Raw genomic sequence first — 22,122 nt, 5'->3', positions numbered from 1 at the left:
TCGATCCAAAAGTCATTGACAAGGTTTGAGAGGGTGGGTAATATAAGGAATGATCGATCCATAATTCGATTGTATGTCCTATATAATCTAAAAAGGAGCTGCACAGATGTCCGATAAATCTTCTCAACGTTTCCCATGGTTGGGGCTGCTGGCCTTGGCTATGGCTGGTTTTATAGCTATTATGACTGAAACTCTTCCCGCGGGGTTGCTGCCGCAAATTAAGGAAGGGCTGCAGGTCTCTGAGGCAGGGGCAGGGCAGCTTGTCACATTTTACGCAGTTGGATCGCTGATTGCCGCCATACCTGTGGCCGTGCTGACAAGGGGCTGGCGACGCCGTCCGCTTTTGCTTCTAGCGATTATCGGTTTTCTGATCTTCAACACCATTACAGCGCTCTCGTCAAACTATATACTGACCCTTGTCGCTCGTTTTTTTGCCGGTGTTGCAGCTGGTGTTTCCTGGGGCCTGATTGGCAGTTATGCACTACGAATGGTGCCTGACCATCTCAAGGGAAGGGGCATGGCTGTCGCGATGATAGGCACACCGATTGCCTTATCGTTTGGTGTTCCTGCAGGAACGCTGCTGGGTTCCTTTATGGGCTGGCGCTCCGTATTCTGGCTGATGTCATTATTGGCGTTTGTATTGATTTTCTGGGTGCTCTGGAAAGTGCCCGATTATCCGGGACAGTCTGCTGATCAGCGCATCTCTTCAACAAAGGTGCTGCTGACCCCAGGCGTAATTCCCATTCTGGCTGTCGTTCTGACCTGGATGTTGGCTCATAATATTTTGTACACGTATATTGCTCCGTTCCTCGCTGATGTCGGTCTGGAATCGAAGGTTGGACTCATGTTACTTGTGTTTGGCCTGATGGCATTGGTGGGCATCTGGATTACAGGTATGCTTATTGATCGCTGGTTGCGTATGCTGGTTCTTATCAGTCTTGCGGGCTTTGCACTGATCTCACTTGTATTGGGTCTTTGGAGTGAGCACGCTGTCGTTGTCTTTGGTTCTGTTGCGCTGTGGGGTCTGACATTTGGTGGCGCGGCTACACTGTTGCAGACTGCACTTGCCCAAGCTGCCGGGGAGCAGGGGGTGGACATCGTTATGCCCATTAATACGACCGTGTGGAATCTCGCTATTGCTATAGGTGGATTGGCGGGAGGTGTGCTTCTGAATCAATGGGGAGCCTCGTCCTTCACCTGGGCTATTCTGCTTCTAACACTTGTGGCTTTGATTGTTGCGTTGCGTGCCAAAGGGCATGGATTCCGCTCAGCGCGCAGCCGATAAGCAAACTGTTTTCCTTTCTACATTAGAATGAGCTATATAAGCATCATGTTTGTTTTATCATTCAGCATACAGCCTTTTTTCGGAGCCCTCTTGCAGGGCTTTTGCTGTTATGTGGTATGATAAATTGGAAGGGCAGGCGTAATATGTACTGACCTTTATATGTAAGCGCTTATAAGCGACGGAAGGTGTAGATATGTTTAGAAGGCTCATACGAACATCCAATAATCTTAAATTAAAGCATAAATTGCTCATATCCTATGTACTTGTTGTCATGATTCCGGTACTGATCATTGGACTTGCTGTAACCGGATACTTTCGCAAGCAGGCGCTGGACAATGCCATTGGACAGACGATCAACAACGTGGAAAAGGTCAAGAGTCAGACCGCCACACTGCTGCGTGTACCCACAGATATTTCCAACATTTTGATGTTCAACAATGAACTGAAGGAAATTGTGAACAAACGATACCAAAGCGTTGTGGAGCTGACTTCGGCTTACCTCGCGTATAAAGATTTTCAGGAATACAAGCGTCTGTACCGTGAGGTTGCGGGCATTCGGTTTTACTCGACCAATCCGACGCTGATCAACAATCTGGAGTTTATCCCGGTGGACGAGCAGACCCAAGAGAGCTATTGGTACCAGAAGGCGTTGGGAACAACCAGTATCGGCTGGTTTTACATCCCAGACAAGGGAGACAATCCTGTACACAAACTCAGTCTGGTGCGCAAAGTGCCTTTTGCCGAATATCGGACCGAGGGCGTGCTGATGATTGTGATCAATCAGGATGAGTTGAATGGATTGTTACGTCAGGAACCGTTCGAGACGTTGATTACGGACGAGCAGGGCTATGTGGTTGCGGCCAAAAATACCGATCTGGTGGGTAAAACGTTGGATGAACTGGACTTTGGCGTAGATTTGCAAAATCAGGCCAAAGGCACAATTGAAGCTGATTTTCAAGGGGAGCCATCCAACATTGTCATTGATGAGATCAGTCCTGGATCAAGCATGAATAGCCTGAAAATCATTTCGGTGTTTGCAACCAAAAATATCGTCAAAGATGCCAATACCATTAGCATGATTGGTATGCTTTTCATTACGCTTGTGCTGGTCATTGCATTGTTGCTTGTATATATCATTTCATTTCTTACTTCGAACCGATTGTTACGCCTCAGCAAACATCTGAACAAGCTCGCGCTGGGTGATCTGAATGTCACCTCCCGCATTGATGGGAATGATGAGATCGGGCAACTGTCGAGGCAGTTCAATTACATGGTGAAGAGTATTAATGAACTGATGACTCAAGTGGTAGAGGCAACGGAACAGAACAATCAATTGGAAATCGCGCAGAAAGAGATTAAACTGAAAATGATGGCCAGCCAGATCAATCCTCATTTTTTGTTTAATGCACTGGAGTCGATCCGCATGAAAGCCCATATCAAAGGGGAAGCGGAGATTGCAAATATCGTCAGGCTGTTGGGCAAACTGATGCGCAAAAGTCTGGAGATTGGTAGCGGCAAAACGACTTTCAGAGCTGAACTGGAGATGGTACGTTCTTATCTGGAAATTCAGAAATTCCGTTACGGCGACCGTCTTGCTTTCCAGATCCATATCGATTCGGAGGTGGAGAAGATATACATCCCTCCTTTGATCATTCAACCTCTGGTTGAGAATGCGATTGTGCATGGCTTGGAAAATAAAGAGGGCACAGTCCGTGTGAATATAAATATTCGTTTAGTGGAGGATGTTGTCCAGGTGCGTGTCGATGACGATGGGGCAGGCATTACGCCGGAGCGTCTGGCTGAAGTGATGCAGTTCATCTGTGGACCGGAAGAACAGGAGAAGAGCCGGATCGGCATGCGTAATGTACATCAACGTTTAACATTGACCTACGGTGAGCCATACGGATTACAGATTAAGAGTGTGTACGGGGAAGGAACAGAGGTTTCTTTCACCTTGCCAGCAGGAGGAGACCAGCATGTATAAAGTGTTATTGGTAGATGATGAACCGAGCATACGTGAAGGACTGACAACGATCATTGATTGGGAAAAATACGGATTTCAGGTGATTGGTACAGCTGCGAGCGGGCGTGAGGCTATCACCCGCTTCGAAGAGCTGGAACCGGACCTGACGATCATTGATATTCGCATGCCCGGCATGACCGGACTGGATGTCATTGAAGAAGTGCGGCAGACCCATCCGGGTTCGCACTTTCTGATCCTGAGTGGGTACGCCGATTTTGATTATGCCAAGAAAGCCATCAGTTTTGGCGTGGATGGATATCTGCTCAAGCCGGTAGATGAAGAGGAGATTATCAGTGAGCTGGAGCGGATTTCTGTGATGCTGACACGGGAGCGGGAGACACTGGCTCGCCATGCTGGTGAGGATACAGCCTACCGGGAGCATCAGATTGAAGCGTTGCTGTTTGATAGCATGGAAGGTACAAAAACGATGGAAGCAAATGCTCTAGGATTGAATTGGTTGCAGTATCAGGTTGTGCTGCTGGAGATGCATGCAGAACCTGATTTACAGCGTGGTAGTGTGGTGAAACGCAGACTGGCGGAAGTTTTTGACCAGAAAGATCGGGGCATTGTGTTTTCATTCCATTCCGGACTGGGACTGTTATGCAAAGAGCCTATTTTGACCGTACAATCTGCTCAGAATTTATATGTTGAATTGAAAGGCATGCTTGAAGAATGGGATATTCACATGTATGTCGCAGCAGGTCAACCTGTGAATTCCACAGCAGACATCGCACATTCCTATAATCAGGCCACCGGAGTATTAGGTAGACGTTTTCTGTTCGCGGAACAACGTGTTATGTTATGGAACGAAGAGAAGAAGAGCGAAGGTGCTTCGGGGCCAGTTGTAGCGATTGGGGAAGAAAGTGGTGAACCGGATGAAGCAGAGTTAGCAGACAAGCTGTATTATGCGCTCGACATTCGGAGCACCGAGTCAGTGATGCGTGTGTTGATTGAGATGGAAGAACGCCTGATTCCGCTTCACCAGACAGAACAGGCGATTAAGACGTCGTTCTCCCAAGTGTTTTCATTGGCGATTAACAAACTTGCGGCAACCAATCAGCATATGCAATCCATCATGCAGGAGCATTCTGTTCTCATTACGGAGGTTTACCATCAATTAACGTTGCTGGATCTCAAAGTGATGGCCGCTGAACATCTGAACAGGCTTATTCAGCGCATGGGTGGAGGGAGCAAGGATACGGTACTGAAACAGATGATTGAATTTATCCGTCGGAATCCGGGCGAAAATCTCAAGCTGGAGGTACTCGCGGAGGTATTCAACTACAATAGCAGTTATTTGGGTAAGCTGTTCAAAAACCATACCGGAGAATATTTCAATGCATTTCTGGATAAGGTTCGAATGGAGAAGGCGAAGGAACTGCTAGATGAAGGGCTAAAGGTGCACCAGGTCGCCGCGAGAGTAGGGTATGCCAACGTGGATTACTTCCACGGCAAATTCAAGAAGTACGTCGGGGAGTCGCCTTCAGCATACAAACATGCTAGAGAGCTTGCCAGATCACAGTCCAAGGATTCTTCAGGAGAGCCGGAACGGGAGTAGGCCATGATTTCAGTGGGAAGCACTTCTATCGTGTGGTATTTCTCCTGATTAGTTATAAAACGTTTTCGAGTTTATAGTCTATTGAAAGGACCCTTGAGGTCCTTTTCTTTTTAGTTTTACATAAAGTAAACGATTTCTATAAAACGTTTTCGTAAATTACCATTTTCAAAATAAATTCCCTTTTAATTTAATTATCTAATAATAGACAGCGTCATTATCACTAATTTTATAGATATTATATCGGATTATTTAGGGGTATATCTAATTTTTATATGATTTTCTCTAAAATCCAGCTGGTATTTTGAAAACGCTCTATCAGGTATGATTATTTTATAAAACAGAGGAGGGGGAACGGAGATGGAAACGCTAACAGAAAAATCCGCTTCCGCGAAAAAAAGCAGTGACCCCAATCCGCCAACACAAAAACGGCGGAACAGAATTTGGGACAGCATGAAACAGCAAAAGTATCTCTATCTCATGTCATTGCCATTCGTAGTTTGGGTTTTTGTATTTAACTATCTGCCACTATGGGGATGGACAATGGCTTTCCAAAACTATAAACCGGCTAGATCGTTCGGCGATCAACAATGGGTTGGTTTTAAACACTTTGTAGAGTTGTTCAGTGACGATCGTTTCTATCTGGTACTTCGAAATACACTTGCAATGAGCTTGATGGGACTGGTTATCGGTTTTATCGTGCCGATTTTCTTTGCGATTCTCTTGAATGAGATGAAAGGCATGTTCTTCAAGCGTGCTGTGCAAACGGTATCATATCTGCCTCACTTTGTATCCTGGGTCGTTGTGGCAGGGATTATTACCAAGATGCTCTCCACCGATGGAGGGATTATCAATGACATTTTGGTAAACCTAAACATTATCGACCAGCCGATCCAGTTCATGGCGAAGGGGAACCTGTTTTGGTACATTGTAACCGCTTCAGATATGTGGAAAGAAACGGGCTGGAACGCCATTATCTATCTCGCAGCCATTACGGGTATTGACCAGGAACTCTACGAAGCCTCCCGTGTGGATGGAGCGAACCGTTGGAGACAAATGTGGCACATTACGCTGCCTGGCATACGGACCACGATTTCCGTACTTTTCATTATGTCGATTGGGCATCTGATCAGTATCGGTTTCGAGAAGCAGTTCTTGCTTGGCAACAGTCTGGTCACCGATTACTCGGAAGTCCTTGATCTATATGCGCTTAATTATGGTTTGAATATGGGACGATTCTCGTATGGTACAGCCATAGGCATATTCAACTCCGTTGTCAGTATCATCCTTCTGTTTACAGCGAACGGATTGTTCAAAAAATTCACCAAAGAAAGCATCATGTAGGGAGGGGACGACATTATGGCGAACAAAGCATTCAATGCTACTCGGGGCGATAAGCTGTTCGATATATTCAACATCCTCGCGATGACCCTGGTGCTGATTGTAACACTGTATCCATTCCTGAACGTACTGGCTATCTCGCTCAATAACTCGACAGATACCGTACGTGGTGGAATTTACTTGTGGCCTCGCGAATTCACATTGCAGAACTATAAAACTATTTTCCAATACGAAGGATTGCTGCAAGGTTTGCAGGTTTCCATTCTGCGTACAATTGTAGGTACATTGCTCGGCTTGATCAGTTCCTCAATGATCGCATTTACACTGAGTCGTCCTGACTTCAAGTTGAGAAAGTTTGTTTCAACCACACTTGCACTCACGATGTATTTCTCCGGTGGTTTGATTCCGGTATACATCCTGATGCGTGACCTGAACCTGATCGGTACATTCTGGGTATATGTATTGCCAGGTATGATCAGTGCGTTTAACGTATTCATCATCCGTTCCTTCATTGATGGCCTGCCGTATGCATTGCAGGAATCTGCCAAGCTGGATGGTGCAAATGACTTTAAGATCTATTACAAAATCATCTTGCCGCTCTGTAAACCGGTACTTGCAACCATCGCTTTGTTCCTGGCTGTAGGCCAGTGGAATGCCTGGTTCGATACGTACCTGTATAACGGCTCAAAAGCGCATCTGACCACGCTCCAGTACGAGCTGATGAAAGTACTGCAAAGTACACAGCAGGGCTCGGGAGCCGGACGTAACGCCAATGACATGGCACAACAGATGACACAGATTTCACCGGAATCCATCAAAATGGCAATTACCATTGTTGTTACGGTTCCAATCCTGATTGTGTATCCATTCCTGCAAAAGTATTTTGTAGGTGGTATGACACTGGGTGCAGTAAAAGCTTAAGTAAGTTTGTACAGGCCGCCACATAGATAGAGTGGCCGTATAATAAAAGAAGCATCAGGATGCCCGAAGCGCAGCCATTTGGCCTGCGCTTCACCGTATAGGGCTGCGGAGTGGCATTCATGAAGCTATAGACAGGGACAATAAAGTCCCGGATAAGACAGACATATGAATCAGGGAGGATTACCATTATGGCAAGTAACAAAATGAAGATTGCACTGGCTCCAGTGCTTGCGATGTCTTTGCTCGCAGGTTGTGGTGGAGGAAACAGCGGCGAAACGTCGTTTAAGGACACAAGCGGTGATACGTCCCCGATTACTTTTGACTTTTTTAGCGTCGATCCCAGTCCGAACTGGAACGGTATGAAGGATGAAGTGGGGAAAGTCCTTACAGAGAAAACAGGAGTAACCCTTAACGGTGAATTTGCCGTCAGTGGTGGTCAGGATAAAGTATCCTTGATGGCAGCAAGTGGAGATTATCCGGATATTGTGTCACCCAAAGGAGAGCTAAGCAAGCTCGTGGATGCTGGGGCAATGGTCGATCTGACTGATCTGATTGAGCAATATGCTCCCAATCTGAAGAAGCTGTATGGTAATTACATGGACCGGCTGAAATATAGCAACGAAGATCAAGGGATTTATGTACTGCCTACGTATTATGCGGTAGACCAGAAGTATTTTGATGCAGGCGGCGGATTTGGAATTCAGCAGCGTGTATTGAAAGAGCTGGGATACCCAGAAGTGCGTACGCTCCAGGATTATGAAAATGTGTTGAAGGCATATAAGGAGAAACATCCAACGATTGACGGTCAGCCAACGATCCCGTTAACATTGGACGCGGATGACTGGAGAATCATGATTACGGTGACGAATCCAGCATTCTTCGCAACAGGCGCGCCAGATGACGGCGAGTACTATATTGATCCTGAGACATATGAGGCAAGTCTTCATTACAAACGTCCGGAAGAGAAAGAGTATTTCCGTTGGTTGAACCATATGTACGCAGAAGGACTGCTCGATCAGGACAGCTTCGTGCAGAAGACGGATCAATACAAATCCAAAATTGCGAGTGGACGTGTACTGGGCGTTATTGACCAGGATTGGGGTTATTCCGATGCGGAGAACGCATTGAAGGCAGCGGGTAAAGACGAAGCTACCTATTCTCATTTCCCGGTAACACTGTCTAAAGATATTCAGGATCATTCCTTCCAGGACCCTGGTTTTGTATCTGGTTGGGGTGTAGGGATTACAACTTCGAATCCGGACCCGGTTCGTACAATCAAATTCTTTGATTACCTGGCTTCTGAGGAAGGTCAAGTGCTGATGAACTGGGGTATTGAAGGCAAACAGTACGAAGTGAAAGATGGCAAACGTGTGATTCCGGCCGATATTCAGGACCAAAAAACGAATAATGCTGCTGTATTCCAGAAGGAAACAGGTATTGGCCTCTATACCAATATGTCTGGTCACTATGGAGATGGCGTCAAAGATACAACGGATAACTATTACACAACGAATTTCCCTGAACAGATTGTAGCTGCGTATTCCGATGCGGAGAAAGAAACACTCAAAGCATACGGCGCAACAACGTGGAAAGATCTGTTCCCAAGTGAAGATGAGTTCCCAGTTAAACCATGGGGAGCAGCGTACAATATGCCGACTCCAGGTGACTCGGATTACAATGTTATCTTCCAAAAAACTCAGGATATTATCCGTAAACGGATCCCAGAAGCAATCCTAAGTTCTCCTGAGCAATTTGATGCCATCTATGATGGAATGATTGCTGAACTTAACAAAGCAGGAGCAGAGGACATGGAAAAACAATACACCGAGCTGGTACAAAACCGTGTTCAATTGTGGAGCGGTGAAGAGAGCAAATAATGCGTTTTAGCAGACTGATTTTTTCGGAAAAAGGGCCCAGGAAACTGGGTTCTTTTTTATACCTAAAACGTTTTCCGAAAAACGTTTTCAATATTATGAATTCACTATTGACAAGGGCTTTAGGAGGGATTATTATTCAAATATGAAAGTGCTTTCATTACTGATTTATCAAGCATGTACACGAATATGTTCAGTCAAAAGAAGTAAGGATTTGATCCCTCAAATTACCGAATAGAGTGGGTGTTTTTCACTTGATTTAGAAAACGATTTTTATGTTATAAAATCAAACGTTTTACAATCAGAATCACCCGATTACGGTATGTGCAGGTCAGCCTGTTCTACAATAGATAGCTTCATTTTATCCATAAGGGGGATTACACATGAAGGGCAAAACACCAAAAACATTCGCAATGCTTCTGTTAGCCAGCGCTCTTGCCATTACAGCAGGATGCAGCGGTAGCGGAGGAGGAACTACGGCTTCAGAGACACCAACGGACACAGGGGATACAACCAGTCCAATCACCTTTACGTTCTTTGGTGCTGACGCAAGTCCAAACTGGAATAACATGAAGGACGCAGTCGGCCAAGAAATTACGAAACAAACAGGTGTTACAATTGAAGCCGAGTATGATGTGAATAATGGTGGCGACCAGAAGATACCATTGATGGCTGCCAGCGGTGATTACCCTGATATTATCTATCCTAAAGGTAACTTATCTAAGCTTGTGGATGCAGACGCGATGCTTGACCTGACAGATCTGATTGACCAATACGCACCAAATCTGAAGAAAATCTATGGGGACCAGATGAACCGTCTGAAATACAGTTTGGAAGATCAGTCCATTTACACGATCCCAACGAACATGGGTGTAGATAATGTTGCGTTTGATGCTACAGGCGGATTTGAGATTCAGCAAAAGGTATTGAAAGAACTTGGCTATCCAGAAGTGAAAACGCTTGAGGATTATGAGAAAGTTCTGAAAGAATATTATGCTAAACATCCAACGATTGACGGACAGCCGACCATTCCGCTGACGCTGAATGCAGATGACTGGAAGATTATGATTACGGTAACGAATCCAGCCTTCCAGGCAACGGGTGGACCGGATGACGGTGAATATTACATTAACCCTGAAACGTATGAAGCAGTGCTGCACTATAAACGTCCAGAGGAGAAAGAATACTTCCGCTGGTTGAACAAAATGTACAACGAAGGCATTCTGGACAAAGATACATTTGTGCAGAAAGATGATCAATACAAATCCAAAATTGCAAGCGGTCGGGTACTGGGGCTGATTGACCAGGAATGGAACTATAGTGAAGCTGAGAATGCTTTGAAATCAGTTAACAATGGCGAGAATACGTACGCTCACTTCTCTGTATCCCTCAACAAGGATATTGTGGATCATACGTTCCAACCAACCGGATTTGATGGATACGGTATCGGTATTTCGAAAACTGCGAAAGACCCTGTACGTATTATCAAATTCATGGATTGGCTCGCTTCCGATGAAGGCCAGGTATTGAGAAACTGGGGGATTGAAGGCGAACAATACAAAGTGGAAAATGGCCAACGTATCATTCCTGAGGATGTACAGGACCGCAAGACCAATGACAACTCTGCGTTTACCAAAGAAACAGGAGTCGGTATGTATAACATCTTCAGCGCAAGATATGGCGATGGTGTTAAAGATTCCACAGGTAACTACTACACAACGAACTTCCCTGAGCAGATCCAAGCAGGTTATACTGCGGCAGAGAAGGAAACATTGAAAGCCTATGGCATTACAACGTGGAAAGATTTCTATCCTTCTGAAGACGACTTGAAGCTGAAAGATTGGGGCGCAGCATATAACATGCCTGTACCTTCGGATACGGATTATAACGTAACGTTCCAGAAAACGCAGGACATTATCCGTAAACGTATTCCTGAAGCCATCCTTGCCAAACCTGAGAAATTCGACCAAGTGTATGATGATCTCCTGGCTGAACTTGATAAAGCAGGGGCGGTAGACATGGAGAAACAATATACCGTTTGGATCAAGGAACGTGTATCTCTCTGGACAGGTAAAGATGTGAAATAATAATGAAATTAAGTCATAATATATGATCATTTTCATTGCTAGAAAGGTCCCTTAAAAGGGGCCTTTTTTGTTGTTGACGAAAGGGGGAGGATAGCATATAATCGTTAATGTAAGCACTTTCAGTAAGCGTTTTATAATATTTTACGAAAACGTTTTACGGATGTTAGAAGAGAGTTTTCATGAGTTTAAGTTTTAATAAAAAAGAGTATAATTTAATTTTTTAGTAAGCGCATACAGAAATGTGTCTTACAGTGGTATCCTCAGGCTTAAAGCCTGTTATACAGATAAAACCTTCATAAATAATAGGGGGACTAGACAATGAGAGGCAAAATGAAAGGCAATACACCCAAGACGTTTGCAATGTTGATGCTCGCAAGTGCAATGCTGGTTACAGCCGGCTGCGGAAATTCGGGAAGCAAAGAAACCTCCGAGTCCAGCGGAACTGAACCGGTTACCATCACGTTCTTTGGCGCGGACGCGAGTCCAACCTGGAACAAAATGCAGGATGCAGTCGGTAAAGAGATTACGAAGCAAACAGGCGTTACGATTGAAGCTGAGTATGATGTGAACAATGGTGGCGACCAGAAAATTGCTCTTATGGCTGCCAGTGGTGATTACCCTGATATCGTTTTCCCAAAAGGTAACTTGTCTAAACTTGTAGATGCAGGCGCGATGCTTGACCTGACGGATCTGATTGAGGAGCATGCTCCAAACCTGAAAAAAATATATGGGGACCAGATGAACCGGCTGAAATACAGTTCGGAAGATCAGGCCATTTATACAATTCCAACGAATATGGGCGTTGATAATGTTGCGTTTGACGCAACAGGCGGATTTGAAATTCAACAAAAAGTATTGAAAGAGCTCGGGTACCCTGAAGTGAAAACGCTTGAGGATTACGAGAATGTATTGAAAGAATATGTGAAAAAACACCCAACGATTGACGGACAGCCGACCATTCCATTGACGCTGAATGCAGATGATTGGAAGATTATGATTACAGTAACGAACCCGGCATTCCAGGCAACAGGAGCACCGGATGATGGAGAATATTACATCGATCCTGAGACGTATGAAGCTACGCTCCATTACAAACGTCCAGAGGAGAAAGAATATTTCCGCTGGTTGAATCATATGTACAATGAAGGATTGCTGGACAAAGATACATTTGTCCAAAAAGATGACCAATATAAATCCAAAATTGCAAGTGGTCGTGTACTCGGTCTGATTGACCAAGAGTGGAACTACCAAGAAGCTGAAAATGCACTGAAATCAGCGGGTAAAGATGACAGCACTTATGCTCACTTCTCTGTATCCCTGAACAAGGACATTGTGGACCATACGTTCCAGCCAACCGGATTTGACGGGTATGGCATCGGGATCACAACTTCGGCCAAAGATCCGGTTCGCATTATTAAATTCATGGACTGGCTCGCTTCGGACGAGGGACAAGTGCTAAGAAACTGGGGTATTGAAGGCGAGCACTACAATGTAGAAGATGGTCAACGGGTGATCCCTCAAGACATCCAGGATCGTAAAACCAATGACAACTCTAACTTCTCCAAAGAAACAGGAATCGGAATGTATAGCGTGTTTAGTGCGAGATACGGTGATGGCGTGAAAGATTCCACGGATAACTTTTACACTACGAACTTCCCTGAGCAGATCCAGGCTGGATACACTGCCGCAGAGAAGGAAACATTGAAAGCTTACGGTATTACAACATGGAAAGACTTCTATCCTTCTGAAGATGATTTGCAACTGAAAGACTGGGGCGCTGCCTACAACATGCCTGTACCTTCAGGTACAGATTACAGCGTAACGTTCCAGAAAACACAGGATATCGTGCGCAAACGTATTCCTGAAGCAGTTCTGACTACAACTGCGAACTTTGATAAAGTATACGATGATTTCCTCGCCGAGTTGGATAAAGCAGGCGCAGTCGAAATGGAGAAACAGTACACCGTTTGGGTTAAGGATCGTGTTTCCCTGTGGACAGGTAAAGACGTAAAATAATACATGTTTAAGTAAATAGGCGGATATACAAAAAAGGCCCTGAGCAAGGGTCTTTTTTTGCTGACCATGTGATGTTTAACATTGACGCAAAATTCGAAATCCAATATAATTTTCTTACTGTAAGCACTTTCAGATAAACGACGCTTAGATCATTTCAGTAACAGGGTCCAGGCAAATTAAATCAAGATGTATTGTTTTTTTGAATATCTCGAAAACGTTTTAGTAATTGATTAAAAAAATAGCTGATTCATGAACAGGAGTTATTTATGCCCCCATTCAATGAGAGAACAAAAGAAAACCGTCTGTGGTATCGTCAGCCGGCTACTCGCTGGGAAGAGGCGCTGCCTGTCGGCAATGGTCGCCTTGGCGGCATGGTGTACGGCGGAGCAGCGGATGAACAAATCCAGCTAAATGAAGATACATTGTGGTCCGGATTTCCACGTGACACCATTCATTACAGCAGTCAGCGGTACCTGAAGCAGACTCGTGAACTGATCATGTCCGGGCAATATAGTGAAGCTGAAGAATTGCTGAACCGTGAAATGCTGGGACGTGATGTGGAAGCTTATCAGCCGATGGGTCACTTGAAGCTGCAGCACGCTGAATTGGATGAGATTCCCTATGATGAATTTAAGCGGGAACTTAATCTCCACACCGGAGTTACAACGACGAATTATTCATATAAAGGGATTCGTTATGTGCGTGAAGTCTATGCCAGTGCACCGGATGACCTTATGGTCTGTACCATTACTGCTGATCTTGAGGGAGCTGTAAACGTCAGCGTTACGTTGGACAGTCCACATCCCTATAACGTTGAGACTTCGGGCCATGCACTTACACTGTTCAGTCGTTGTCCGAGTCATGTTGAATCGAATTATTTCAGGGATCACCCGGAGTCTGTCATCTACGAAGAAGATCGGGGAACGGCTTATGCTATGCGATTGGCCGCGACTGCGACGGGCAAGAATGCCGAAATAGCGGTTATGGACGGGGGACTTCATATTCAGGGAGCTGACCAGGTTATTTTTTATCTGGCAGCGGCGACTGCCTTTGAAGGCTATGATGTGGCGCCTGTTAAGGATGGGGTCCTTCTGGATCAGGAGTGCAGGAAGGTAATCACCAAAGCGATGGATCATGGCATGAAAGCACTTCGTGAGCGACATGTGATGGATCATGAGGCTTTATTTTCAAGGGTATCTATTAATCTCGGCGCATCAGCGAATGAAGATTTGCCTACAGATGAGCGGCTGCAAGCTTACCAGGCTGGAGCCAATGATCCCGGCCTGGAGGCACTCTATTTTCAATATGGCAGATATCTGTTAATGGGTAGTTCACGTGAAGGAAGCCAGCCTGCCAATCTGCAGGGAATCTGGAACCAACAGGTGGAGCCTCCCTGGCACAGTGATTACACGATTAACATCAATACCGAGATGAATTACTGGCCGGCAGAAGTATGCAATCTGAGTGAATGCCATGAACCGCTGTTTGGCTTGCTAGAGGATTTAAGCCATACGGGGAGAAGAACGGCACGCATTTTGTACGGAGCGCGTGGCTGGACAGCCCATCATAATGTGGATATCTGGAGAACATCAACGCCTACAGGGGGAGACGCGAGTTGGGCATTCTGGCCGATGGGCGGTGTGTGGCTGACTTCCCATCTATGGGAGCACTATTTGTTTACTCGTGATCAGCAATTCCTCGCGGAACGTGCGTATCCAATCATGAAGGAAGCGGCACTTTTCTGTCTGGACTGGCTGGTGGAAGGACCAGACGGATATCTGGTTACAGCTCCATCAACCTCGCCTGAGAACAAATTCCTCACTGAGGAAGGTGAAACTCGCAGCATCTCCATGGCTTCGACGATGGACATGACATTGATTCGTGAGTTGTTCGATCGATGCATTGAGGCAACTCAACAGCTGGATGTGGATCAGCAACTGGCGAATGAGTGGAGCGAGGCACGCAGCAAGCTCTATCCATTCCGTATCGGAAGCGAGGGGCAGCTGCAGGAGTGGTTTAAGGATTTTGCCGAATCCGAACCGGGGCATCGTCACGTCTCCCATCTGTATGGTGTGTATCCGGGAGAGCAGATCAATCGACTGGATACGCCGGAACTGGTGGAAGCAGCACGGGTGTCACTTGAACGTCGTATCTCACAAGGTGGCGGGCATACAGGTTGGAGCTGTGCCTGGTTGATTAATCTGTATGCGAGACTGCTGGATAGTAAGCTGGCACATCAGTTTGTCCGTACGCTGCTGGCTCGATCCACCCATCCAAATCTGTTCGATGATCATCCGCCGTTCCAGATTGATGGCAACTTTGGTGGCACTGCCGGTATTGCCGAGATGCTGTTACAAAGCCATTTGGGTGAAGTACATCTACTGCCAGCGCTGCCTGAGAACTGGGCCAGTGGCAGTGTGAAGGGGCTTCGAGCACGTGGTTCATACACAGTGGCAATCGAGTGGACAGATAGCAGACTCTCAAGCGCGGAAATTAAGGCTGATTATGATGGTTCGGTAACCATTCGGAGCGAATATCCACTGCGTTTGGAAGGAAACGACCAGGTTAAGGCGGAGCTTACACCTCAGGGCGATTATGTAGTTATTTTAAATATGACCGCAGGACAAACGATCCGCGTGTCATCATGAGACGGAGGAGCAAACGATGACGATTTTTCAATTTCCACAAGATTTCCGCTGGGGAACAGCAACCGCTTCCTATCAAATAGAAGGTGCAGCACAAGAAGGGGGACGCGGGGTATCCATCTGGGATACGTTTGCCCGTACGCCCGGTAAAGTATTCAATGGAGATAATGGCGATGTGGCATGTGATAGCTACCATCGCTACGAGGAAGACATCGAGCTGATGAAAAAGCTTGGGATCAATACCTATCGGTTCTCCATTGCCTGGCCGCGTATTATTCCGGATGGAGATGGTGAGATCAATCGGGAAGGTCTGGACTTCTATCATCGATTCGTGGATAAGCTGCTTGAAGCGGGAATCGAGCCTTTCTGTACACTGTATCATTGGGACCTGCCTCAGACGCTGGAGGATATTGGAGGTTGGGGCAACCGTAGGACGGTGGATGCATTTGTCAAATACGCTGAAGTCATCTTCAAGGAGTTTTCCGGGAAAATCAATTTCTGGCTGACTTTCAATGAACCATGGTGTATTGCGTTTCTGTCCAACCTGCTTGGTATTCATGCGCCGGGAAATAAAGACCTGCAAACATCCATTAATGTTGCTCACGGACTGTTGGTTGCTCACGGTAAAGCTGTTCAATCTTTCCGTCGCTTGGGTACAACAGGACAGATTGGTATTGCCCCCAACGTCTGCTGGGCAGAGCCTTACAGCAAATCTCCTGAGGATCGGGCAGCTTGTGATCGCGCGATTGCTCTGAATACGGATTGGTTTCTAGATCCGATCTACAAAGGATCTTATCCACAATTTATGGTCGACTGGTTTGAAAAGGCAGGCGCCACAGTGCCGATTCAGGAAGGCGATATGGAGATTATTTCGCAGCCTATTGATCTTCTAGGAATTAACTACTACACGATGGGAATCAACCGCTTCAATCCCGAGGCGGGTGCACTGCAATCCGAAGAGGTCGATATGGGACTGATAAAGACCGATATCGGTTGGCCTGTGGAATCACGCGGACTGTATGAGTTCATGCACTATTTACAAAAATACGGGAATGTGGATGTCTATATCACAGAAAATGGTGCTTGCATCAATGATGATTTGGAGAACGGCAAAATCAATGATGATCGCCGGATTGCCTACTATGAACAGCATTTGGCCCAAATTCATCGGATTATCAACGACGGAATCAACCTGAAAGGCTACATGGCTTGGTCCCTAATGGATAACTTTGAGTGGGCGGAAGGATACCGTATGCGCTTTGGTCTTGTGCATGTGGATTACCGTTCGCTGGTCAGAACGCCTAAAGAAAGCTTTTACTGGTATCAGAATGTGATCAAAAATAATTGGTTGGAAACACGAATTTAGACTTTAATCTAAATGTTTAGGAAGAAGCGTTCCGAACCTGACACAAATAAGTAACAACGTAATTTAATTGTTAAATGCAGGGACATACATGCTTAATTAGAAAAAAGACGGTGGCATCTGGAATTCGATGCACCGTCTTTTTTGTTGTTTTATTTCAGCCAAGACTTACATGTTCATGAAGGTTTCATAAGGTCTAGACGTTTTCATGTTATGAGAAGAGCGTTTTTGGGTTATAAGAAGTAAGAAGAAGTGATCTGGTCCTTGTCAACAGTTAAAATACAAATAAAGTGTCCAAATTGCGAAATAAATTTGAACATTTGTTGACTAAAAATCATACTGATGTGGTATATTGGTATAAGGAAAGCACTTACAAAAAGGGAAAAGGAAGTGTTTACTATGGCATCGAAGACAGCAATGGTAAGCCAATTGGAGCGCAAAGACAAAAATATGCGGCGTGCAGTGTTAACGATGACAGTTCTGGCTTGGATTGCCCTCATTACGGGAGTGACCATGTGCCTGATCAACCTGAATGATTTTAATGATCGTAACCTCGGCTTAATGGTGGGTATCGGTTTCTTGGTTGGCAGCGTATTTATTTATGTAATTGCCAAATCGATTGGACTTGTTCATACACGCCGGGAAGACGAAGGCGCCGATTAAATAATCTTGCGTTAATTCGTTCATAATAAGACTGGATGAGCACCCGGAATCCCAGTCAATAAAGCCCTTTGCGGATTCGTTGATGATGTTCAACGGGACTGCAAAGGGTTTTATTTTGTGACTTGAAGTGTAAAGATTACAATGAGGAAATATCAAGTGTGCAAGTGATTTGTGAGAAAAAATTCACACATTTAAGGTGTAAAATCGACAAATTTGTTAACATGAACAAAAAAGTTGCTCATTTCTGATATCTTTAGAAGGAAGAGAGTAGTATACTGTTTTTTCAGTATGAGCGAATTTAAGGAGAGGGGATCAAGATGAACAAGAAACCTAGGTCGCTAATTCGGATAATCATTCCGGTTGTCCTGACGTTGGTTACAATTGCATTGATTGTCTGGCCAATGCTGGCAGGCGGGCAGTACGTTGTTCTGGATCCGAAAGGGCCTGTTGGCGCTTCGCAGAGAGATTTGATTGTCATTTCGACAATTCTGTGTGCAGTCGTTATTGTGCCTGTATTGATTTTGTCTGCTGTAATTGTATGGCGTTACCGCGACAAACCGGACAATAAATCTGCATATGAGCCTAATTGGTCTCATAGCACAAAAGCGGAGGCTATCTGGTGGACCGTTCCGATTATTATTATTGGGTTGCTGGCGGTTGTAACGATTCGCTACACCTATGATCTGGAACCTTCGAAGCCATTGGCTTCCGAGAAAGCACCGGTTACCATTCAAGTTTCTTCACTGGACTGGAAATGGTTGTTTATGTATCCGGAGCAAGGTATTGCAACGGTCAACACGTTGAATATCCCGGCAGACCGGCCCGTAAAATTTGAGCTCACCGCGGATTCACCGATGAACTCGTTCTGGATTCCGCAGCTTGGTGGACAAATTTATACAATGTCGGGTATGGCGATGACCTTGTACTTGCAAGCTGATCATGAAGGTCAATATTGGGGTTCAGGTGCCAACTTTACCGGGGAACACTTCGCCCAAATGCGCTTTGATGTCAATGCTACTTCGGAAGAAGACTTCGACAAATGGGTGAATGAAGTGAAACAACAATCCCAACCGCTGACGCAAGAGACATATAAAACTCTGGCTGAACCGGGAACAAGCAATGTAGCTTATTATTCTTCCTTCCCTGAAGGGCTGTTCCAGGACATCGTGACCAAGTATGTTATTGACGGTCAAAGTGCTCACAGCAAGCACGGTGGAAGTTCGGATGAAGCTTCAGGTACCAAAGAAATTACTACGAACGACGTGGACAAGAGTGCTAACTAAAGATTCGAAAGGAGGCCCCCAATGTTAGAGAGACTTAAGGAGTTTGCATCGGAGTTTTTCGTTACCGGTGATCCGCTGATTTATGGTGCGGACGTGGCGATCGGAATTACGATGATTACCATCGTAGCGGTGCTGACTTATTTCAAAAAATGGGGCTGGCTCTGGCGTAACTGGTTAACTACCGTCGATCACAAAAAGATCGGTATTATGTATATTATTGCTTCCATCATCATGCTTTTCCGTGGTGGGGTGGATGCACTGATGATGCGTCTTCAGCTAGCTATGCCTAACATGGATTTCTTACATCCCGAGCATTATAATCAGGTCTTTACGACTCATGGTACGATCATGATCCTGTTCATGGCGATGCCGTTTATGTTCGGTTTATTTAATGTTATTGTACCGCTTCAAATCGGGGCAAGGGACGTTGCGTTCCCGTTCCTGAATGCATTGAGCTTCTGGTTATTCTTCCTGGGAGCAATGCTGTTCAACCTGTCCTTCGTTATCGGTGGTTCACCGGACGCAGGCTGGCTCAGTTATCCGCCTTTATCGGAGCTATCGCATAGCCCGGGGGTGGGACAGAACTTCTATATATGGGGTATTCAGATTTCGGGTATCGGTTCCCTGGCTACCGGTATCAACTTCCTGGTTACCATCATTAAAATGCGTGCGCCAGGCATGAAATGGATGAAAATGCCGATGTTTACATGGTCGGTATTCTCCACTTGTATTATCATTCTGTTTGCATTCCCAATCTTGACCGTGACACTTGCATTGCTCTTCCTCGACAGGTTTGCCGGGGCGCATTTCTTCACACTTGATTTGGGCGGTAATCCGATGATGTATATCAACTTGATCTGGATGTGGGGTCACCCTGAGGTATATATCGTTGTCTTGCCGGCATTCGGTGTGTTCTCCGAGATTGTAAGTACATTCTCGAAGAAAAAATTGTTTGGTTACAAATCGATGGTATTTGCGATGCTGATCATTAGCTTCCTGTCCTTCTTTACATGGGCGCATCACTTCTTCACGATGGGTTCGGGAGCGGACGTTAATGCATTCTTCGCCATAACAACGATGTTGATTGCCATACCAACAGGGGTTAAGATATTTAACTGGCTGTTTACGATGTTCAGGGGTAGGATACGCATGGATACCCCGATGCTATGGACATTGGCATTTATACCATGCTTCATCGTCGGTGGTATGACGGGAGTCATGTTGTCCGTCGCACCTGCTGACTTCCAGTTCCACAACAGTTACTTCCTGATTGCCCACTTCCACCAAGTATTGATTGGTGGCGTAGTATTCGGATACTTTGCAGGTCTGTACTACTGGTGGCCTAAAATGTTCGGATTCCAACTCCCAGAAAAACTGGGCAAATGGGCTTTCTGGACTTGGAATATCGGTTTCTATGTCTGCTTCATGCCGCAGTACGCTGTCGGTTTGATGGGTATGACACGTCGTCTGAGCACCTATGGCTGGGATACCGGCTGGTGGGAACTGAACTTTGTATCCACAATCGGGGCATTCCTGATGGGTGTCGGATTCTTGTTCCAGGTTGCACAAATCGCAGACGGTGTCCGGAAATACAAATCACTCAAAGCATCCGGCGATCCTTGGGGTGGTCGTACGCTCGAGTGGTCGATTCCTTCACCTGCTCCTGAATATAACTTCGCCATTACACCGCGCGGAGATGATATTGATGAGTGGTGGGAAGAGAAAGAACGTCGTGCCAAAGGAATCTATCCACCTGAACAGCCGCTTGAGCCGATTCATATGCCTAAAAATTCCGCGATTCCGTTCATCATGTCTATATTCTGGTTCATCGCCGGTTTCGGCTTTGTATTCGGATGGCTGTGGATGGCAATTCTTGGACTCGCTGGCGTAGGGATCTGCATGATTGCTCGTTCATTCTCATACGATACGGATTATTATATTCCGGTTGACGAAATTAAGCGTACCGAAGCGTCGTTAAGGGGGTCGGTATAAATGGCTCAAGCAGCCGCGAAGCACGGTCATGACCATGCACATGATCATGACCATGGTCACCATGACCCGCAAGAATTAAAAATACTCGGATTCTGGTTCTTCCTGATTTCCGACGTTATCCTGTTCTCCGTATTGTTCGCAACCTTTATTGTGTTGCGTGACAATTCGGCGGGCGGACCCGTGTTGTCTGAATTGATCAAAATGCCTGGCGTTATTGCCGAGACATTTATCTTGCTCACAAGTTCATTTACAAGTGGACTTGCGGTCCTTGCCATGAATCAGGGCAAGGTGAAGCAATTAATCAGCTGGCTGGCAGTTACAGCTGTTCTGGGTGCGAGCTTTATCGCCTTGGAAGTAACGGAGTTTATTGAGTTGATTCATGAAGGGTTCAGTTATACAACGAGTGCATCTTCTGGTGCATTCTTCACCCTTGTGGGTACTCACGGACTTCACGTATCGCTCGGTCTGATCTGGATGATTGGATTGATGCTGCAACTGAAAAAACGTGGAATTACCGATGTCACTCGCGGTAAAATCAACGTAATCAGCTTGTACTGGCACTTCTTGGACGTCGTCTGGATTTTCCTCCTGTCGATCGTCTATCTGATGGGGGTGATGTAGATGGCAGAGCATAACTCACATGAATCCCATGGCCACGAACAGCATGGTTCACTTAAGTCCTATGTCATCGGCTTCATTCTGTCCGTTGTTCTGACCATTGTCCCTTTGGTAGTGGTTCTGAATGACATGATGGGCAGAACAGCAACGCTGAGTGTCGTTCTGGTAACAGCAGGACTTCAGTTTGTAGTTCAACTCTTCTTCTTCATGCATATCCGTGAATCGGAGAAGCCACGTTGGAATGTAATGGCTTTGATCTTTGGTCTGTTGATCATGTTGACCATCGTTATTGGTTCCATCTGGATCATGTTGAACAATACAGTTGCACATTAAGTTTTATGCAATAGGTAGGGATCTCCCGACTTTATTTAAAAGTCGGGAGATCTTTTTTTTACCCTTTTTTCATCCTGAATGCGGGCAGAATAAGGGAAGGGACGCATGAGATACAAAAAGGCG

Annotated in this window: 15 protein-coding genes; all 15 read left to right on the top strand. The window is 45.7% G+C overall.

The genetic code is table 11. From position 1 onward, the window contains the following. The first annotated feature begins 106 nt into the window (after nucleotides 1–106). The 15 genes from AMS66_RS07125 (at nucleotide 107) to cyoD (ending at nucleotide 21,999) form a co-directional block, all read left to right on the top strand. Nucleotides 107–1,285: an MFS transporter gene (locus tag AMS66_RS07125; RefSeq protein ID WP_053780140.1), complete on the top strand. Its 1,179-nt coding sequence runs from the start codon at nucleotides 107–109 to the stop codon at nucleotides 1,283–1,285. A gap of 193 nt (nucleotides 1,286–1,478) precedes the next feature. Further along, nucleotides 1,479–3,269: a sensor histidine kinase gene (locus AMS66_RS07120; protein WP_053780139.1), complete on the top strand. Its 1,791-nt coding sequence runs from the start codon at nucleotides 1,479–1,481 to the stop codon at nucleotides 3,267–3,269. Beyond that, nucleotides 3,262–4,866 carry a response regulator transcription factor gene (locus AMS66_RS07115; RefSeq protein ID WP_053780138.1) on the top strand — a complete coding sequence of 535 codons (1,605 nt, stop codon included), beginning with the start codon at nucleotides 3,262–3,264 and terminating at the stop codon, nucleotides 4,864–4,866. Before AMS66_RS07120 ends, AMS66_RS07115 begins: the two co-directional genes overlap by 8 nt. A gap of 357 nt (nucleotides 4,867–5,223) precedes the next feature. Beyond that, nucleotides 5,224–6,207: an ABC transporter permease gene (locus AMS66_RS07110; RefSeq protein ID WP_053780137.1), complete on the top strand. Its 984-nt coding sequence runs from the start codon at nucleotides 5,224–5,226 to the stop codon at nucleotides 6,205–6,207. A 15-nt stretch (nucleotides 6,208–6,222) separates the two neighbouring features. Further along, nucleotides 6,223–7,125, top strand: a complete 903-nt coding sequence (locus AMS66_RS07105; RefSeq protein WP_053780136.1) for a carbohydrate ABC transporter permease — start codon at nucleotides 6,223–6,225, stop codon at nucleotides 7,123–7,125. A gap of 188 nt (nucleotides 7,126–7,313) precedes the next feature. Then, nucleotides 7,314–9,002 (top strand): ABC transporter substrate-binding protein, encoded by a 1,689-nt coding sequence (locus tag AMS66_RS07100; RefSeq protein WP_053780135.1) that lies wholly within the window; start codon nucleotides 7,314–7,316, stop codon nucleotides 9,000–9,002. Nucleotides 9,003–9,382: 380 nt separating this feature from the next. After that, the gene (locus AMS66_RS07095) at nucleotides 9,383–11,086 is read left to right on the top strand and encodes an ABC transporter substrate-binding protein (RefSeq protein ID WP_053780134.1); all 1,704 of its coding nucleotides are present in this window, start codon (nucleotides 9,383–9,385) and stop codon (nucleotides 11,084–11,086) included. Nucleotides 11,087–11,404: 318 nt separating this feature from the next. Further along, the gene (locus AMS66_RS07090) at nucleotides 11,405–13,102 is read left to right on the top strand and encodes an ABC transporter substrate-binding protein (RefSeq protein ID WP_407944527.1); all 1,698 of its coding nucleotides are present in this window, start codon (nucleotides 11,405–11,407) and stop codon (nucleotides 13,100–13,102) included. Nucleotides 13,103–13,368: 266 nt separating this feature from the next. Further along, nucleotides 13,369–15,750, top strand: coding sequence for a glycoside hydrolase family 95 protein (locus tag AMS66_RS07085; RefSeq protein ID WP_053780133.1), 2,382 nt, complete (start codon nucleotides 13,369–13,371; stop codon nucleotides 15,748–15,750). Nucleotides 15,751–15,766: 16 nt separating this feature from the next. After that, nucleotides 15,767–17,113, top strand: coding sequence for a GH1 family beta-glucosidase (locus AMS66_RS07080; RefSeq protein WP_053780132.1), 1,347 nt, complete (start codon nucleotides 15,767–15,769; stop codon nucleotides 17,111–17,113). A gap of 396 nt (nucleotides 17,114–17,509) precedes the next feature. After that, nucleotides 17,510–17,773: a hypothetical protein gene (locus AMS66_RS07075; RefSeq protein ID WP_053780131.1), complete on the top strand. Its 264-nt coding sequence runs from the start codon at nucleotides 17,510–17,512 to the stop codon at nucleotides 17,771–17,773. A gap of 317 nt (nucleotides 17,774–18,090) precedes the next feature. After that, complete coding sequence (cyoA, locus tag AMS66_RS07070; protein WP_053780130.1) at nucleotides 18,091–19,056, top strand: ubiquinol oxidase subunit II; 966 nt, start codon at nucleotides 18,091–18,093, stop codon at nucleotides 19,054–19,056. 21 nt (nucleotides 19,057–19,077) lie between these two features. Further along, nucleotides 19,078–21,048 carry a cbb3-type cytochrome c oxidase subunit I gene (locus tag AMS66_RS07065; protein WP_024631412.1) on the top strand — a complete coding sequence of 657 codons (1,971 nt, stop codon included), beginning with the start codon at nucleotides 19,078–19,080 and terminating at the stop codon, nucleotides 21,046–21,048. Further along, entirely contained in the window at nucleotides 21,049–21,669 is a 621-nt protein-coding gene (gene cyoC / locus AMS66_RS07060; protein ID WP_053780129.1) for a cytochrome o ubiquinol oxidase subunit III, read from the top strand. It begins immediately after the preceding gene. Beyond that, nucleotides 21,670–21,999 (top strand): cytochrome o ubiquinol oxidase subunit IV, encoded by a 330-nt coding sequence (gene cyoD / locus AMS66_RS07055; RefSeq protein WP_053780128.1) that lies wholly within the window; start codon nucleotides 21,670–21,672, stop codon nucleotides 21,997–21,999. It begins immediately after the preceding gene. The last annotated feature ends 123 nt before the right edge of the window (nucleotides 22,000–22,122 follow it).

Source organism: Paenibacillus xylanivorans (assembly GCF_001280595.1).
Classification (GTDB): domain Bacteria; phylum Bacillota; class Bacilli; order Paenibacillales; family Paenibacillaceae; genus Paenibacillus; species Paenibacillus xylanivorans.
This window is presented reverse-complemented; position numbering and strand designations above follow the sequence as displayed.

What these genes read in the sequence shown, in the direction of transcription:
- AMS66_RS07080 (WP_053780132.1), top strand. Translation starts at nt 15,767, where the DNA reads ATGACGATTTTTCAATTTCCACAAGATTTCCGCTGGGGAACAGCAACC.
- AMS66_RS07125 (WP_053780140.1), top strand. Translation starts at nt 107, where the DNA reads ATGTCCGATAAATCTTCTCAACGTTTCCCATGGTTGGGGCTGCTGGCC.
- AMS66_RS07095 (WP_053780134.1), top strand. Translation starts at nt 9,383, where the DNA reads ATGAAGGGCAAAACACCAAAAACATTCGCAATGCTTCTGTTAGCCAGC.
- AMS66_RS07110 (WP_053780137.1), top strand. Translation starts at nt 5,224, where the DNA reads ATGGAAACGCTAACAGAAAAATCCGCTTCCGCGAAAAAAAGCAGTGAC.
- AMS66_RS07120 (WP_053780139.1), top strand. Translation starts at nt 1,479, where the DNA reads ATGTTTAGAAGGCTCATACGAACATCCAATAATCTTAAATTAAAGCAT.
- AMS66_RS07115 (WP_053780138.1), top strand. Translation starts at nt 3,262, where the DNA reads ATGTATAAAGTGTTATTGGTAGATGATGAACCGAGCATACGTGAAGGA.
- AMS66_RS07105 (WP_053780136.1), top strand. Translation starts at nt 6,223, where the DNA reads ATGGCGAACAAAGCATTCAATGCTACTCGGGGCGATAAGCTGTTCGAT.
- cyoC (WP_053780129.1), top strand. Translation starts at nt 21,049, where the DNA reads ATGGCTCAAGCAGCCGCGAAGCACGGTCATGACCATGCACATGATCAT.
- AMS66_RS07085 (WP_053780133.1), top strand. Translation starts at nt 13,369, where the DNA reads ATGCCCCCATTCAATGAGAGAACAAAAGAAAACCGTCTGTGGTATCGT.
- AMS66_RS07090 (WP_407944527.1), top strand. Translation starts at nt 11,405, where the DNA reads ATGAGAGGCAAAATGAAAGGCAATACACCCAAGACGTTTGCAATGTTG.
- cyoA (WP_053780130.1), top strand. Translation starts at nt 18,091, where the DNA reads ATGAACAAGAAACCTAGGTCGCTAATTCGGATAATCATTCCGGTTGTC.
- cyoD (WP_053780128.1), top strand. Translation starts at nt 21,670, where the DNA reads ATGGCAGAGCATAACTCACATGAATCCCATGGCCACGAACAGCATGGT.
- AMS66_RS07100 (WP_053780135.1), top strand. Translation starts at nt 7,314, where the DNA reads ATGGCAAGTAACAAAATGAAGATTGCACTGGCTCCAGTGCTTGCGATG.
- AMS66_RS07065 (WP_024631412.1), top strand. Translation starts at nt 19,078, where the DNA reads ATGTTAGAGAGACTTAAGGAGTTTGCATCGGAGTTTTTCGTTACCGGT.
- AMS66_RS07075 (WP_053780131.1), top strand. Translation starts at nt 17,510, where the DNA reads ATGGCATCGAAGACAGCAATGGTAAGCCAATTGGAGCGCAAAGACAAA.